The 15,319-nt window shown below is 58.4% G+C and carries 14 protein-coding genes and 1 tRNA gene; 10 read left to right on the top strand and 5 right to left on the bottom strand.

What is annotated here, in order from left to right; genetic code table 11:
* The first annotated feature begins 11 nt into the window (after positions 1–11).
* From tolR to nadA, 10 genes are all read left to right on the top strand, one after another.
* Positions 12–464, top strand: a complete 453-nt coding sequence (gene tolR / locus AC19YX_RS16540; RefSeq protein WP_161955761.1) for a protein TolR — start codon at positions 12–14, stop codon at positions 462–464.
* Complete coding sequence (gene tolA, locus AC19YX_RS16535) at positions 464–1,543, top strand: cell envelope integrity protein TolA (protein WP_020297266.1); 1,080 nt, start codon at positions 464–466, stop codon at positions 1,541–1,543. The genes tolR and tolA overlap by 1 nt, the downstream gene beginning before the upstream one ends.
* Before the next feature lie 17 nt (positions 1,544–1,560).
* The gene (tolB, locus tag AC19YX_RS16530; protein WP_177326775.1) at positions 1,561–2,841 is read left to right on the top strand and encodes a Tol-Pal system beta propeller repeat protein TolB; all 1,281 of its coding nucleotides are present in this window, start codon (positions 1,561–1,563) and stop codon (positions 2,839–2,841) included.
* A gap of 52 nt (positions 2,842–2,893) precedes the next feature.
* Positions 2,894–3,391: a peptidoglycan-associated lipoprotein Pal gene (gene pal, locus AC19YX_RS16525; protein ID WP_003178634.1), complete on the top strand. Its 498-nt coding sequence runs from the start codon at positions 2,894–2,896 to the stop codon at positions 3,389–3,391.
* Between the two features lie 6 nt (positions 3,392–3,397).
* Complete coding sequence (gene ybgF, locus AC19YX_RS16520) at positions 3,398–4,219, top strand: tol-pal system protein YbgF (protein ID WP_500606618.1); 822 nt, start codon at positions 3,398–3,400, stop codon at positions 4,217–4,219.
* 166 nt (positions 4,220–4,385) lie between these two features.
* Complete coding sequence (gene queE, locus AC19YX_RS16515) at positions 4,386–5,033, top strand: 7-carboxy-7-deazaguanine synthase QueE (protein WP_078471854.1); 648 nt, start codon at positions 4,386–4,388, stop codon at positions 5,031–5,033.
* 1 nt (position 5,034) lies between these two features.
* Positions 5,035–5,736, top strand: coding sequence for a 7-cyano-7-deazaguanine synthase QueC (gene queC, locus AC19YX_RS16510; RefSeq protein ID WP_500606617.1), 702 nt, complete (start codon positions 5,035–5,037; stop codon positions 5,734–5,736).
* Between the two features lie 63 nt (positions 5,737–5,799).
* Positions 5,800–5,875: transfer RNA gene (locus tag AC19YX_RS16505), tRNA-Lys, on the top strand.
* 559 nt (positions 5,876–6,434) lie between these two features.
* Positions 6,435–7,193, top strand: a complete 759-nt coding sequence (locus AC19YX_RS16500) for a WaaZ-like lipopolysaccharide core biosynthesis protein (protein ID WP_500606616.1) — start codon at positions 6,435–6,437, stop codon at positions 7,191–7,193.
* A 306-nt stretch (positions 7,194–7,499) separates the two neighbouring features.
* Positions 7,500–8,558, top strand: coding sequence for a quinolinate synthase NadA (gene nadA, locus AC19YX_RS16495; protein ID WP_078471851.1), 1,059 nt, complete (start codon positions 7,500–7,502; stop codon positions 8,556–8,558).
* 61 nt (positions 8,559–8,619) lie between these two features.
* On the opposite strand, the gene AC19YX_RS16490 is transcribed toward nadA, so the two are convergent.
* From AC19YX_RS16490 to gcvP, 5 genes are all read right to left on the bottom strand, one after another.
* Positions 8,620–9,108 carry an RDD family protein gene (locus AC19YX_RS16490; RefSeq protein WP_500606615.1) on the bottom strand — a complete coding sequence of 163 codons (489 nt, stop codon included), beginning with the start codon at positions 9,106–9,108 and terminating at the stop codon, positions 8,620–8,622.
* Between the two features lie 100 nt (positions 9,109–9,208).
* Entirely contained in the window at positions 9,209–9,421 is a 213-nt protein-coding gene (locus tag AC19YX_RS16485; protein ID WP_007977299.1) for a cold-shock protein, read from the bottom strand.
* A 382-nt stretch (positions 9,422–9,803) separates the two neighbouring features.
* Positions 9,804–10,928 (bottom strand): glycine cleavage system aminomethyltransferase GcvT, encoded by a 1,125-nt coding sequence (gene gcvT, locus AC19YX_RS16480; RefSeq protein ID WP_500606614.1) that lies wholly within the window; start codon positions 10,926–10,928, stop codon positions 9,804–9,806.
* 41 nt (positions 10,929–10,969) lie between these two features.
* Positions 10,970–12,346 (bottom strand): L-serine ammonia-lyase, encoded by a 1,377-nt coding sequence (locus AC19YX_RS16475; RefSeq protein ID WP_500606613.1) that lies wholly within the window; start codon positions 12,344–12,346, stop codon positions 10,970–10,972.
* Positions 12,347–12,460: 114 nt separating this feature from the next.
* Complete coding sequence (gene gcvP, locus AC19YX_RS16470) at positions 12,461–15,310, bottom strand: aminomethyl-transferring glycine dehydrogenase (RefSeq protein ID WP_500606612.1); 2,850 nt, start codon at positions 15,308–15,310, stop codon at positions 12,461–12,463.
* Positions 15,311–15,319 lie beyond the last annotated feature (9 nt).

Here is a 15,319-nt window from a genome sequence, read left to right as displayed (position 1 = left end):
CAATGGCTTTAATCGCTCGAGCTCGCAAAAAGCGCAAGCCGGTTGCCGAGATGAACGTAGTGCCCTACATCGACGTGATGTTGGTGCTGCTCGTCATCTTCATGGTGACCGCGCCGATGCTCAATCAGGGGGTGAAGGTTGATCTGCCCAAGGTTTCCAGCGAAGCCTTGCCGCAAGACAACAACACCCAGGTCCTGACCATTTCGATCAAGGCTGACAAGACCTATTACTGGAACCTTGGCAGCGAAGTCGATACCGACAAGCAGCAGGACAAGGCGATGACCTTGCCGCAAATGACCGACGCGGTGACCAAGATCATCCGTGCCGGCAATGAAGGCGGCAAGCACACCCAGGTGTTTATTCGCGGCGACAAGACCGTCGACTATGGTGCCGTGATGGGGGCCATGGGCGGATTGCAGAAAGCCGGGGTCGGTAACGTTGGCTTGATTACCGAGGCGCCCTGATGCACCAACAGCGAGAGCCGTCCGCCTCGGAAAGCTACTTCTGGCCGAGTGTCTGGGCAGTAGGCCTGCACATTCTGGTATTTGGCATGCTGTTCGTCAGCTTTGCCTTTACGCCTGAGTTGCCACCGGCCAAGCCGATTGTCCAGGCGACCCTGTATCAGCTGAAATCGAAAAGTCAGGCAACCACCCAGACCAATCAGAAGATTGCGGGTGAGGCGAAGAAATCCGCCGCGCGTCAGACCGAAGTCGAACAGATGGAGCAGAAGAAGGTCGAGCAGGAAGCGGTGAAGGCTGCGGAACAAAAGAAAGAAGAAGCGGCTCAAAAAGCCGAAGAAGCAAAGAAAGCGGACGAGTCGAAGAAAGCGGACGAGGCAAAAAAGGCTGATGAAGCCAAGAAAGCCGACGAAGCGAAGAAGACCGCGGAAGCTAAAAAAGCTGAAGAGAAACAATTGGCTGATATAGCCAAGAAGAAATCCGAAGAAGAAGCCAAGAAAGCCGCTGAAGAAGAGGCCAAGAAAAAGGCCGCTGAAGAAGCGAAGAAAAAGATAGTCGAAGACGCGAAGAAAAAAGCCGCGGAAGACGCCAAGAAGAAAGCTGAAGCTGACGAGGCGAAGAAAAAAGTCGCCGAAGACGCGAAGAAGAAAGCTGCCGCCGATGCTGCGAAGAAGAAATCGCAGGAAGCCGCGCGTAAATCAGCCGAAGAGAAAAAGGCTCAGGCCTTGGCTGACTTGCTTTCCGACACGCCGCAGCGCCAGCAGGCCTTGGCTGATGAGCAGGGCGATGAAGTCGCGGGCAGTTTCGACGATCTGATTCGTGCTCGGGCGGCAGAAGGGTGGGCTCGTCCTCCTTCGGCACGCAAGGGTATGACGGTTGTGCTTCAAATCGGCATGTTGCCTGACGGTACGGTGACCACGGTCAGCGTATCCAAGTCCAGTGGTGACGGTCCGTTCGACGCTTCGGCGGTGGCGGCAGTCAAGAACATTGGGCGTTTGACAGAAATGCAGGGAATGAAACCGAGCGATTTCGCTCCCTATCGTTCATTCAAGATGACATTCACACCTGAGGATCTAGCCTTGTGAGAAACCTTCTTCGAGGAATGCTTGTCGTTATTTGCTGTATGGCAGGGATAGCGGCAGCGGATGAAAAGAACATTCTGGTCACTAGCGGTAGTGACCGGGCCACCCCTATCGCCGTAGTTCCTTTCGGCTGGCAGGGTGGCAGCGTGCTGCCGGACGACATGGCGGAAATCATCGGTAACGACCTGCGCAACTCGGGTTACTACTCGCCGATTCCAAAACAGAACATGATCGGCCTGCCGACTCAGGCCAGCGAAGTCATCTACCGTGACTGGAAGGCCCTGGGCGCCCAGTACATCATGGTCGGCAGCATTGTTCCGGCGGGCGGTCGCCTGCAGGTGCAATACGCCCTGTTCAACGTCGCCACCGAGCAGCAAGTGCTGACCGGCAGCGTGTCGGGCAGCATTGATCAACTGCGCGACATGTCCCACTACATCGCCGACCAGTCGTTCGAAAAACTCACCGGTATCAAGGGTGCCTTCTCGACACGCATGCTGTATGTGACGGCTGAGCGGTTTTCCGAGAAAAACACCCGTTACACTCTGCAACGCTCGGACTACGACGGTGCGCGTGCGGTGACTCTGTTGCAATCCCGTGAGCCGATCCTGTCGCCACGCTTTGCTCCGGATGGCAAGCGTATCGCTTATGTGTCGTTCGAACAGAAGCGTCCGCGCATCTTTGTCCAGCACATCGACACCGGCCGCCGCGAGCAGATCACCAACTTTGAAGGCCTGAACGGTGCTCCTGCCTGGTCTCCAGATGGTCAGCGCCTGGCTTTCGTACTGTCCAAGGACGGTAACCCGGATATTTATGTGATGAACCTGGGTTCGCGTCAGATCTCCCGTGTCACCAGTGGCCCGGGTATCAACACCGAACCTTTCTGGGGTAAAGATGGGTCGACTATCTACTTCACCTCGGACCGTGGCGGCAAGCCACAGATCTACAAAACCAGCGCCAGCGGCGGTGGTGCAGAGCGTGTGACCTTTATTGGTAACTACAACGCCAACCCGAAATTGTCGGCGGATGAAAAGACGCTGGTAATGATTCACCGGCAGGACGGCTTCACAAACTTCAAGGTTGCGGCTCAGGATTTGCAGCGCGGAAGCGTAAAAATCCTTACAGATAGCACACTTGATGAGTCGCCTACTGTTGCGCCCAACGGCACCATGGTAATCTACGCCACCCGCCAGCAGGGCCGGGGAGTCTTGATGCTCGTGTCCATTAATGGACGCGTAAGGCTCCCGCTTCCTACCGCACAAGGCGAAGTCAGAGAACCTTCCTGGTCCCCTTACCTGAACTGACGCGGCGCTACACGTTTTACTTAACACACTGGGGTTCATTAGGAGTTTCACGATGGAAATGCTGAAGTTTGGTAAGTTTGCTGCGCTGGCTCTGGCCATGGCTGTAGCTGTAGGTTGCTCCTCCAAAGGCGGCGACAACGCTGGCGAAGGCGCTGTTGATCCAAACGCTGGTTACGGCGCTAACACTGGTGCAGTTGACGGCTCCCTGAGCGAAGAAGCTGCTCTGCGCGCAATCACCACCTTCTACTTCGAATACGACAGCTCGGACCTGAAGCCAGAAGCCATGCGCGCTCTGGACGTTCACGCCAAAGACCTGAAAGCAAACGGCGCTCGCGTTGTTCTGGAAGGCAACACCGACGAACGTGGTACTCGTGAGTACAACATGGCACTGGGCGAGCGTCGTGCGAAAGCCGTTCAGCGCTACCTGGTACTGCAAGGTGTTTCCCCAGCTCAGCTGGAACTGGTTTCCTACGGCGAAGAGCGTCCAGTTGCTACCGGCAACGACGAGCAGTCCTGGGCTCAAAACCGTCGCGTCGAACTGCGTAAGTAATTCGTCATGCGAACGTGCCGTCGTGCTGTAACTATTTTGGCTCTCAGCCTCGCGCCGCTTGCGGCGTGGGCTGCGGTTCCTGTGGTCGATAACAACTCAGGCTATAACAATAGCGGGGGCAGTTATCCGCCAGCGGGTTATGGTACGAACGGCGCCTATGCCGGGGGAGGGGTTTCGACCCCTGTCTCGGCACAGGGCGAGCTGTTCCAGCAACTGCAGCAAATGCAGGAGCAAATCGCACGGCAACAAGGTGTGATTGAAGTATTGCAAAATGATGTTTCGCGCATGAAGCAGGAAAACCTGGAGCGATACCAGGATCTTGATCGGCGCATTGGATCTGGCGCTGCACCTGCCGCCACTCCTGATAATTCTTCTGCCGGTGGTGATAATGCCGCCGGTGCGGCTGCCGGAGCTGCGACACAAGCCCCTGCAGCCAGCAGTGAACCGGGTGATCCGGCCAAGGAAAAGCTGTATTACGATGCAGCTTTCGACCTGATCAAAGCCAAGGATTTCGACAAGGCCAGCCAGGCTTTTGGCGCTTTCCTGCGTAAATACCCGAACAGCCAATACGCGGGTAATGCCCAGTACTGGTTGGGTGAAGTGAACCTGGCCAAGGGCGACCTGCAAGGCGCGGGTCAGGCTTTTGCCAAGGTATCCCAGCTGTATCCCAAGCACGCCAAAGTGCCGGACTCGCTGTATAAACTGGCTGACGTAGAGCGCCGCCTGGGTCACACCGACCGGGTCAAAGGCATTCTGCAGCAGGTGGTTGCGCAATATCCGGGCACTTCCGCTGCTCAATTGGCACAGCGCGATTTGCAACGCATGTAATCATGGCTTGACCGTTTTGAAGAAGCCCGCGCTTGCCGCGGGTTTTTTCGTTAGAATCCATGCCCTTTTTATGAAACACGCTTCCTGGGGCTCACGCGTTGGCGGAGTCTCTTGAAGTGCCTGACGGAGGCGGACAGCCTGTTTAGCTGTTACGCCCGTGGCGACTATGCAAGACACATTGAGAATTACCGAAGTTTTCTACTCGTTGCAGGGGGAAACTCGGACTGCCGGGCTGCCCACAGTATTTGTGCGCCTGACCGGTTGCCCGTTGCGTTGCCAGTACTGTGACAGTGCCTATGCCTTCAGCGGTGGCACCCTGCGTACGCTGGACAGCATCCTCGAGCAGGTTGCCGAGTTCCGCCCGCGTTATGTCTGTGTCACCGGTGGCGAGCCGCTGGCGCAACCTAACGCCATTCCCTTGCTCAAACAGTTGTGCGACGCGGGTTACGAGGTCTCCCTCGAAACCAGTGGTGCGCTGGATATTTCTGCGGTCGACTCGCGAGTCAGTCGGGTGCTTGATCTGAAGACTCCCGGATCGGAAGAGGTTCGGCGCAATCGCTACGAAAACATCGATCTGCTGACACCTAACGATCAGGTCAAGTTTGTCATCTGTTCCCGTGAAGACTATGACTGGGCTGTGTCCAAGCTGATCCAGTACGGCCTTGAGCGGCGTGCAGGCGAGGTGTTGTTCTCCCCCAGCCACCATGACCTGAACGCACGCGACCTGGCTGACTGGGTGGTGGCGGACAACCTGCCTGTGCGCCTGCAATTGCAGTTGCACAAATATCTTTGGAACGACGAGCCGGGGCGCTGATATGACCGAGCGAGCAGATGACACTCCCTCCACGCAAAAGCGTGCGGTAATCCTCCTGTCTGGCGGGCTGGACTCGGCCACGGTGGTGGCCATGGCCCGTGCCGAGGGTTACAGCTGCTACACCATGAGCTTCGACTATGGCCAGCGACATCGCGCCGAACTGCAGGCGGCCGAGCGTGTGGCTCGCGATCTGGGGGTGATTGAGCACAAGGTCATCGGCCTGAATCTGAATGGCATCGGTGGTTCGGCCTTGACCGATAGCGCGATCGCTGTACCGGAAGGCCCAAGTGAAGGCATTCCGATCATCTATGTGCCTGCACGTAATACGGTGTTTCTTTCCCTGGCGCTGGGCTGGGCGGAAGTATTGGGCGCACGCGACATTTTCATCGGCGTCAACGCTGTGGATTATTCCGGCTACCCGGATTGCCGCCCCGAGTTCGTCGAAGCCTTCGAGCGCATGGCCAACCTGGCGACCAAGGCCGGTGTAGAGGGGCAGGGCTTTCGCATCCAGGCGCCCCTGCAGAACCTTAGCAAAGCTGAAATCGTCAAGGCGGGGGTCAAGCTGGGGGTCGACTACGGGCTGACCGTTTCCTGCTATCAGGCCGACGATAAAGGCTACGCCTGCGGCAAATGTGACAGCTGCCGCCTGCGCGCAGAAGGCTTTTCCGCAGCCGGGATTACTGACCCAACACCTTATTTCTGATTTATTTCAAATAAGGTGTTGAATTCCCGTTAGAAATCAGTATTATACGCGCCACCACACAGCGGGTCGTTAGCTCAGTTGGTAGAGCAGTTGGCTTTTAACCAATTGGTCGTAGGTTCGAATCCCACACGACCCACCATTTTTGGCGGTTTAGAAAATCCGGAAGGCCCACGCAAGTGAGGATTTCCGGGTTTTTTTTTGCTCGCAATTCGGTGGTCAGGGTCAGTCCTCCCGGGCACGGCCTTGTGCTGTTTTCCCTGCCTGGACCGGTATCTCAGGTCGCCGTTGAATTGATGGGGCCGAATCGACATCAAGTGCCGAAGGGCTTCAGAGGTGTATCGGGCCAGCGCCCGATTTTTTTGCAGTCTTTCTGAACGCCCAAGCTACTGCTGCCCATGACAAGGTCTTGTCCTTGTGCGTTTGATACATTAAATCCGCTTTATCGCCGCTCATTATCCGAAGTTCGCCGCCTCAGTGGTCAATGTAAGCAATTTGATACCAATCAGTTCAATGCTATCAATATGATTCGATGATTGAGTTTGTTTGCTATCGATTTAGATTGAGTAATTATTTTTTACATGTGTTGGTTTTTTGTGTGGATTTGTCTGTATATAATTTTTCGTTTTCTGCGCGAAGGGGTTAGTAGTGTGATTTATCTGATGTTGAGCCAGATGACTTCAAAGGCTGGATGAGTGCAAATGAGTTGTATTCCCAATATTCGCGACTTGGATGATTGTCGAAACATCCAGCAAGGCACTGTGTTTATTATTGCCTCGGGTGCATCTGCCAAGGATTTTCATCCTGAGGATTTTGCTCACGTCCCAATGATTACCATGAATGGGGCGATTTCAAAGTTTGTTGGCACTGGAGTCAAACCGTTCTTCTATACCTGTACCGATAGGGACTTCTCCAATCAGCAGCCCGAGTTGTTTTCCCAGGCGATGTTGATTAGTGAGCGGGTTGCTTTGTGGGAAGAGCATTTACGGGCCTCTTCCATTACTCCAAGGGGGGAGGTGTTTCTGCTAAGTAAAGCCCCCAAACTTTCCTGGACGGAGTTAATGGGCGAAGACAATGAGCTGATAAGGAACCGCAATTTTCTCAGGCGCCGCAATCGCCGAATTGGCTTCAGTAAAAATCTTAAACGGGGTTTCTTTGATGCCCGCACAGTGGCTTATCTGGCACTGCAAATTGCTTATCACGCGGGTTTCACCAAAGCAGTAATGGTGGGAGTCGACCTCAACCAATCAGCAAGACGATTTTACGAAGACAGGACTACGGATCTTTCCCCCTGTGGACTGGATCAACATTTTTTCACCAGAATTTTGCCTTCCTTCGAAATAGTTTCCGAGAAAGTGATGGGTGATCGCTTTCAGGTCTACAACTTATCCAACTCCTCACGCATACCTTCGGATGTAATACCTCAGATAAGCCTGGATGAACTTGGCCGCATTATCTAATAGGGCTCCGAACAACCGGTGACGACCACACACTCAGTAATCACCCACGTTTCTCCATTCTTGATAGGCACCAACGGTTCCTGGCGCTCTTGGGCGAGCACTGAGTGCCCAGGGCGTTGCACGGGCAATGTGCACGACCTCCCACCGCTCAGAATCATCTTTTACATCAAGGGGATATTCTGTAGCCTTGCCCGCCTAACAGCTGTCCGTGCCTGATAAATACTCACTCTCCCGGCGGGACCCGAGTGGTCCGGAGCCGGGTGTATACTCGACTTTCGCGCGAATGCGCCTGCAGGTCTTGCGAACATGACGCAGATTTCCGAACGCCTTCTGGTTCAAGCCCACCTCGATGCCAAGCAGCCCAAGCCGCTCAGTGCTGATGAGGAGGCCCGCTACCGTGCTGCTATCGCCGCCGAGCTAAAGGCTCAGGACGCGGTGCTGGTGGCGCATTTCTATTGTGATCCGGTGATTCAGGCCCTGGCCGAGGAAACTGGCGGTTGTGTTTCCGACTCCCTGGAGATGGCTCGCTTCGGCAATGCGCACCCGGCCAAGACGGTGGTGGTAGCTGGGGTCAAGTTCATGGGGGAAACCGCAAAGATCCTCAACCCGGAAAAGCGTGTGCTGATGCCGACCCTCGAGGCGACCTGCTCCCTGGACCTGGGCTGCCCGGTGGAAGAGTTCTCGGCGTTCTGTGATCAACACCCAGAGCGCACCGTGGTGGTGTATGCCAATACCTCGGCGGCGGTCAAAGCCCGCGCTGACTGGGTGGTGACTTCCAGTTGCGCCCTGGAAATTGTCGAAAGCCTGATGGATAACGGCGAAACCATTATCTGGGGGCCGGACAAACACCTGGGTACTTATATCCAGCGCCAGACCGGAGCCGACATGCTGCTCTGGGACGGTGCGTGCATTGTCCATGAAGAGTTCAAGTCCAAACAGCTCGAAGACATGAAGGCTTTGTATCCGGACGCGGCGATTTTGGTGCACCCGGAGTCCCCGACCTCAGTGATCGAGCTGGCCGATGCGGTGGGTTCCACCAGTCAACTGATTGCCGCGGCCCAACGCTTGCCGAACAAGACCCTGATTGTGGCGACCGATCGCGGGATTTTCTACAAAATGCAGCAGCTGTGCCCGGACAAAGTTTTCATCGAGGCGCCTACGGCCGGTAACGGCGCGGCGTGCCGCAGTTGCGCGCATTGCCCCTGGATGGCCATGAACACCCTGGAGCGCACCCTGCAATGCCTGCGTACGGGGAGTAACGAGATCTTCGTCGACCCGGCCTTGATCCCCCACGCGATTCGTCCGCTCAAACGCATGCTGGACTTCACCCAGGCCGCGCGGATGAAGCTGGCAGGCAATGCCTGATCTGTTTTGCCGGCCAAACAAAAACGCCCCGATCTGTCGGGGCGTTTTTATATGTGGCGAATTACTTTTTCTTCTTGGGAATGCGTACTAGCTGGCTGCTGGAGTAAATGTCGTGCCAGCTGCGCTTTTGTTTGTCGATCAGTACCCAGAAGAACCCCAGGCCAAGGCATAGCCACGAGGCGATCGAGACGATAAAGCGCAGCAGCGCCTGCCACAGACTGATGCTGCTGCCATCGGCGTTCTGTACGCGAATGCCCCAGACCTGCATGCCTAAGGTCTGGCCGGAGTAGGTCCAGAACTTGGCGAAGAAGCCGAACAACACAAATAGCAACACAGTGGAGTACAGCGGGTCCCCATCCAGGGCGCCGGCTTCGGTCAACGCACGCATTTTGGCTTCGCCGATGATCTGCATCTGGATCATTTTGTAGATGCCGCCGGTGACGATCATCAATGCGGTGCACAGCAGGAAATCATAGAACATCCCTGCCAGGCGGCGGCCCAGGCCGACGGCAGGGAAGTCGCCTTGGGGGCTTAGCAGGTGTTTCGACATGGCACGGCTCTCGTCTGGGCTGAAAAGAAGCCATTTTACGGAATTGCACGCACAAAAAAGCCTCTGATGTCAGCATCAGAGGCTTTTTCGTTACAGACGATTAAGCTTCGGCTTGAACTTCGTCAGCCTGCATGCCTTTTTGACCCTGCACGGCGATGAAGGTCACTTTCTGGCCTTCTTTCAAGCTCTTGAAGCCGTTGCCCTGAATGGCGCGGAAATGCACGAACAGATCCGGACCGCTTTCTGGAGTGATAAAACCAAAACCTTTCTCGTCGTTAAACCACTTGACGGTACCGCTCTGACGTTGGGACATTTCTTATTTCCTTTGACACAAAAATTAATGACAGTCTCTTTCTCAAGAAAGAGTACTGGGCTGGGTTGCAGGAAAGTAAGAGACGTCGAACGGGTTGTAGCTAACTTGTTGGCTACTGCCCAGGTCACGGTTCCAAGCGACCCATGCAAACACAGTGGAGAAACTCTACGCCAACTACGGGAGAAAAAACAAGCCCTGCGAAATCCCCCGGTTTTGCTCGGCCTTGGCCTATTGGTTGGACCTGTCTGGCCATGCTTAGACGATAGAGTTATTCAATTGTTATAAGCCAAGTTCAATATCGAAAACGTGCACTGTTTTATGGCGGTTGCGTTACAGATTAGTGCACTTCTAACGCAACCGCGTTACTTATAGAAACAGTTGTTCAACCGCGATAGTAGCGTTGTGGGACAAATGGCATTTTGCTTACAAGCATAGGCACCTTTTTCCCACGAACAATTGCCCAAACTGGCGTATCGAGCGCGTTATAAAGGCTGTCGATGTAACCCATGGCCAAAGGGCCACCTAAGGTAGGTCCGAAACCGCCAGTGCAGACGCTACCGATGATGTCGCCAGCTTCATTGACGATTTCCGCCCCTTCACGCACCGGCGTACGCTCCTGCGGCAGCAGGCCGACGCGTTTGCGGCTGACGCCGTTCTGCTGCTGTGCGAACACCTGTTCGGCACCCGGGAAGCCACCCGCTCGGGCGCCGTCGGCGCGTCGAACCTTGGAGATGGCCCACAGCAGGCTTGCCTCGATGGGCGTGGTCTCGTTGTTCATGTCGTGGCCATACAGGCACAGGCCCGCCTCCAGGCGCAGCGAGTCACGGGCACCAAGGCCGATGGCCGCCACTTCCGGTTCCGCCAGTAGCGCACGGGCCAGGGCTTCGGCGCTGGAGGCCGGGACCGAAATCTCGAAACCGTCTTCGCCGGTGTAGCCCGAACGGCTGACAAAGCAGTCGATGCCGCTGACGGTCACCGGCTTGAACTGCATGAATGTCATCTGTGCGACTTCCGGGGCCAGGCGTGCCAGCACCGTGACTGCGGCCGGACCTTGCAGGGCGAGCAGGGCGCGTTCCTCGAACAACGGCTCGATGCTGCATTGATGGCCGATGTGCTGACGCAGGTGGGCCAGGTCCTGGTCCTTGCAGGCAGCGTTGACCACCAGGAACAGCTGGTCGTTGCCCAGGTTGGCGACCATCAGGTCGTCGAGGATACCGCCCTGGTCATTGGTGAACATGGCGTAGCGCTGCATGCCGGCCGGCAGGTCGATGATGTCGACCGGCACCAGGGTTTCCAGGGCTTTCGCCGCGTTGGCGCCGCTCAGGCGGATCTGGCCCATGTGCGACACGTCGAACAACCCGGCCTGTTCACGGGTGTGCTGGTGTTCCTTCATCACTCCCAGTGGGTATTGCACCGGCATGTCGTAGCCGGCGAAGGGCACCATGCGCGCGCCGAGTTCGAGGTGCAGGGCGTGCAGCGGGGTGTGCAGCAGGTGTTCGGTGGACATATTGAGCTCCTGAAAAAACTGCGCAAGCGATCGAGGTCGCTTCAGCATTCGATAATGTTGACGGCCAAACCGCCGCGGGCGGTTTCCTTGTATTTGCTTTTCATATCGGCGCCGGTCTGGCGCATGGTGCGGATGACTTTGTCGAGGGACACGAAGTGCTGGCCATCGCCGCGCAGGGCCATGCGCACGGCGTTGATGGCTTTCACCGAGCCCATGGCGTTGCGTTCGATGCACGGCACCTGTACCAGCCCGCCAATGGGGTCACAGGTCAGGCCCAGGTTGTGTTCCATGCCGATTTCTGCGGCGTTTTCGACCTGAGACACCGTGCCGCCCAATACTTCGCACAGCGCACCGGCGGCCATCGAACAGGCCACGCCGACCTCGCCCTGGCAACCCACTTCGGCACCGGAAATCGAGGCGTTTTCCTTGTACAGAATGCCGATGGCGGCGGCAGTGAGCAGAAAACGCACCACGCCGTCTTCATTCGCACCCGGGATAAAGCGCATGTAGTAATGCAGCACGGCCGGAATAATCCCGGCGGCGCCGTTGGTGGGCGCCGTCACGACGCGCCCGCCGTTGGCGTTTTCCTCGTTGACTGCCAGGGCATACAGGTTGATCCAATCCAGCACCGACAACGGATCGCGCAGCGCCGACTCAGGGTGCTTGCACAGTTGCCGGTGCAACGCCGCTGCCCGTCGCTTGACCTTGAGCCCGCCGGGCAAAATCCCTTCGTTGCGACAGCCGGCGTCCACGCAGTCCTGCATCACTTGCCAGATCTGCAGCAGACCGGCGCGGGTTTGCGCTTCCGGGCGCCAGGCACTTTCATTGGTCAGCATCAGCGCGCTGATGGACAGCCCGTAGGTGCTGCAATGACTGAGCAGGTCCTTGGCGCTCTTGAAGGGGAAGGTGAGGGGCGTGGCGTCTTCGACAATCCGGTCGGCGCCGGCGGCGTCTTCATCCACCACGAAACCGCCACCGACCGAGTAGTACTCGCGGCTGCGGATCTGGATGCCGGCGGCATCGAAGGCGCGAAAGATCATGCCGTTGGGATGGTAGGCCAGCGGCTTGCGGATCATGGCCAGGTGTTCTTTCTCATTGAATGCAATGAGGTGTTCGCCCAGCAGGTTGAGGCGTCCGCTGCTGCGGATGTCATGCAGGCGAGTGGCAATGGTCTCGGTATTCACGGTGTCCGGGTGTTCACCTTCCAGGCCCAGCAGCACCGCCTTGTCGCTGCCATGGCCCTTGCCGGTGGCGCCGAGCGAGCCGTACAGCTCGACCTTGACGCGGGTGGTGGCCGCCAGCAGGCCCTCGCGGCGCAGTCCTTCGACGAAGCGCGCAGCCGCGCGCATCGGGCCGACGGTGTGGGAGCTGGAGGGGCCGATGCCAATCTTGAACAGGTCGAACACGCTCAGGGACATGGTGGCTCTCCGGTTTCTTGTTATAGGAGCGGCGGCAAGCTTCAAGTCACAAGCTGCAAGAAACAGCCGGCCGGCCTTTAACTTGCAGCTTGAAACTTGGCGCTTGCAACTGCTTTACGCGTACAGCTCGATCGACGGGCAGGCGCACACCAGGTTGCGATCGCCAAATACGTTGTCGACCCGGCCTACCGGTGGCCAGTACTTGCTTTCGATCAGGGACGCGACCGGGTACACCGCTTGTTCGCGGCTGTAGGGGTGAGTCCACTCGCCGACGATTTCCGCCGCCGTGTGCGGGGCGTTTTTCAGCGGGTTGTCGTCCTTGTCCAGGGTGCCGTTTTCCACGGCGCGGATCTCTTCGCGAATACGGATCATGGCGTCGCAGAAGCGGTCCAGCTCTTCCTTGGATTCACTTTCGGTCGGCTCGATCATCAGGGTGCCGGCCACCGGGAACGACATGGTCGGTGCGTGGAAGCCAAAGTCGATCAGGCGCTTGGCCACGTCATCGACGCTGATGCCGCTGCTGTCCTTCAGCGGGCGCAGGTCGAGGATGCACTCGTGGGCCACCAGGCCATTGCTGCCGGTGTAGAGCACCGGGTAGTGCTCTTCCAGGCGCCGGGAAATGTAGTTGGCATTCAGGATCGCCAGTTGCGAGGCGCGCTTGAGGCCGGCGCCGCCCATCATGCGGATGTACATCCAGGTGATCGGCAGGATGCTCGCGCTGCCGAACGGTGCCGCGCACACCGCGCCTTCCTTGCGCTCCATGGCTGCGTGGCCAGGCAGGAAGGGCGCCAGGTGCGATTTGACGCCGATCGGGCCCACGCCCGGGCCGCCACCGCCGTGGGGGATGCAGAAGGTCTTGTGCAGGTTCAGGTGCGAAACGTCGCCGCCGAACTTGCCCGGGGCGCAGAGGCCGACCATGGCATTCATGTTGGCGCCGTCGATGTACACCTGGCCGCCGTGGTCATGAATGATGCCGCAGATTTCGCGGATGCCTTCTTCGAACACGCCGTGGGTCGAGGGGTAGGTGATCATCAGTGCCGCGAGGTGTTCACGGTGCTCGATGGCCTTGGCCCGCAGGTCTTCGATATCGACGTTGCCCCGGGCATCGCAGGCGGTGACCACCACGCGCATGCCGGCCATGTTGGCGGTGGCCGGGTTGGTGCCGTGGGCGGACGAAGGGATCAGGCAGATATCACGGCGCTCATCGCCACGGCTCTGGTGGTAGGCACGAATGGCCAGCAGGCCGGCGTATTCGCCCTGGGAGCCGGCGTTCGGCTGCAGGGACACCGCGTCGTAGCCGGTGGCGGCGCAGAGCATGGCCTCAAGCTCGGTGGTCAGTTGCTGGTAGCCGGCGCTTTGCTCGGCCGGGGCGAACGGGTGCAGGGCGCCGAATTCGGCCCAGGTCACCGGGATCATTTCGCTGGCGGCGTTGAGTTTCATGGTGCACGAACCCAGCGGGATCATGGTGCGGTCCAGTGCCAGGTCCTTGTCGGCCAACTTGCGCAGGTAGCGCATCAGCTCGGTTTCCGAGTGGTAACGGTTGAAGACCGGGTGGCTGAGGATTGGCGACTGGCGCACCAGAGTGGCGGGGATGGTGCTGGTCACCGAAGCGGCGAGGGCGGCGAAATCCGGCCGCGCCTGGCCGTCGGACAGCAGGCTCCACAGGGTTTCAACGTCGGCCTGGCTGGTGGTTTCATCCAGGGACAGGCCCAGGCGGTGCTCATCCACGATCCGCAGGTTGATGCGCTGGGCGCGGGCCTTGTCGTGCAGAGCGGCGGTGTGCGTGCCGGTGGCCAGGGTCAGGGTGTCGAAGAAGTGCTGTTGCTCGACGGTCACCCCCAGCGCGCCCAGGCCCTGGGCCAGGATCGCAGTCAGGTGGTGGATGCGGTTGGCGATCTGGGTCAGGCCTTTCGGGCCGTGATACACGGCGTACATGCTGGCGATGTTGGCCAGCAGGACCTGGGCCGTGCAGATGTTGCTGGTGGCTTTCTCGCGGCGGATATGTTGCTCGCGGGTCTGCATGGCCAGGCGCAGCGCCGGCTTGCCGAAACGGTCCACCGACACGCCCACCAGGCGGCCGGGCATGTCGCGCTTGAATGCATCCTTGGTCGAAAAGTAGGCCGCGTGCGGGCCACCGAAACCCAGCGGCACACCAAAGCGCTGCGCGCTGCCGATGGCCACGTCGGCGCCGAATTCGCCCGGCGGGGTCAGCACGGTCAGGGCCAACAGGTCGGCGGCCACGGCCACCAGGGCATTGGCGGCGTGGAAGCGTTCGGTCAGTTCGCGGTAGTCGAACACATCGCCGTTGCTCGCCGGGTATTGCAGCAGGGCGCCGAAGAAGGTACTGACATCGCTCAGTTCGCGCTCATCGCCCACCACCACGTCGATGCCCAGGGGTTCGGCACGGGTGCGCAGGACGTCAAGGGTTTGCGGATGGCAATGCACGGAGGCGAAGAAGGCGTGGCTGCCTTTGTTTTTGCTCAGGCGCTTGCAGAAGGTCATGGCTTCGGCGGCGGCGGTGGCTTCGTCGAGCAGGGAGGCGTTGGCGATCGGCAGCCCGGAGAGGTCGCTGATCAGGGTTTGGAAATTCAGCAGGGCTTCCAGGCGACCCTGGGAGATTTCCGGCTGATAGGGCGTGTAGGCGGTATACCAGGCCGGGTTTTCCAGGAGGTTGCGCAGGATCGGCGATGGCGTGTGGCAGCTGTAGTAGCCCTGGCCGATGTAGGTCTTGAACAGTTCGTTGTTGGCAGCGATGGCTTTGATCGAGGCCAGGGCATCGGCTTCGCTTTGCCCGGCGCCGAGTTCGAGCACGCTGGTGCCCTTGATGCTCTCGGGGATGACGCTGGCGCTCAGGGCTTCCAGGGAATCGAAGCCCAGGCTGTTGAGCATGGCTTGCTCGTCACCCTGGCGCGGGCCGATATGACGGGCGATAAATTCGTTGGCGGTGCTGAGATTGATAGTCATGGCGGCTCC

The sequence above is a fragment of the Pseudomonas sp. MF09150 genome (assembly GCF_059862355.1).
The sequence above is the reverse complement of the archived record's forward strand: the minus strand, read 5'-3'. Positions and strand labels throughout refer to the sequence as shown.

What these genes read in the sequence shown, in the direction of transcription:
- tolA (WP_020297266.1), top strand. Translation starts at nt 464, where the DNA reads ATGCACCAACAGCGAGAGCCGTCCGCCTCGGAAAGCTACTTCTGGCCG.
- tolB (WP_177326775.1), top strand. Translation starts at nt 1,561, where the DNA reads ATGCTTGTCGTTATTTGCTGTATGGCAGGGATAGCGGCAGCGGATGAA.
- pal (WP_003178634.1), top strand. Translation starts at nt 2,894, where the DNA reads ATGGAAATGCTGAAGTTTGGTAAGTTTGCTGCGCTGGCTCTGGCCATG.
- ybgF (WP_500606618.1), top strand. Translation starts at nt 3,398, where the DNA reads ATGCGAACGTGCCGTCGTGCTGTAACTATTTTGGCTCTCAGCCTCGCG.
- queE (WP_078471854.1), top strand. Translation starts at nt 4,386, where the DNA reads ATGCAAGACACATTGAGAATTACCGAAGTTTTCTACTCGTTGCAGGGG.
- queC (WP_500606617.1), top strand. Translation starts at nt 5,035, where the DNA reads ATGACCGAGCGAGCAGATGACACTCCCTCCACGCAAAAGCGTGCGGTA.
- AC19YX_RS16500 (WP_500606616.1), top strand. Translation starts at nt 6,435, where the DNA reads ATGAGTTGTATTCCCAATATTCGCGACTTGGATGATTGTCGAAACATC.
- nadA (WP_078471851.1), top strand. Translation starts at nt 7,500, where the DNA reads ATGACGCAGATTTCCGAACGCCTTCTGGTTCAAGCCCACCTCGATGCC.
- AC19YX_RS16490 (WP_500606615.1), bottom strand. Translation starts at nt 9,108, where the DNA reads ATGTCGAAACACCTGCTAAGCCCCCAAGGCGACTTCCCTGCCGTCGGC.
- AC19YX_RS16485 (WP_007977299.1), bottom strand. Translation starts at nt 9,421, where the DNA reads ATGTCCCAACGTCAGAGCGGTACCGTCAAGTGGTTTAACGACGAGAAA.
- gcvT (WP_500606614.1), bottom strand. Translation starts at nt 10,928, where the DNA reads ATGTCCACCGAACACCTGCTGCACACCCCGCTGCACGCCCTGCACCTC.
- AC19YX_RS16475 (WP_500606613.1), bottom strand. Translation starts at nt 12,346, where the DNA reads ATGTCCCTGAGCGTGTTCGACCTGTTCAAGATTGGCATCGGCCCCTCC.
- gcvP (WP_500606612.1), bottom strand. Translation starts at nt 15,310, where the DNA reads ATGACTATCAATCTCAGCACCGCCAACGAATTTATCGCCCGTCATATC.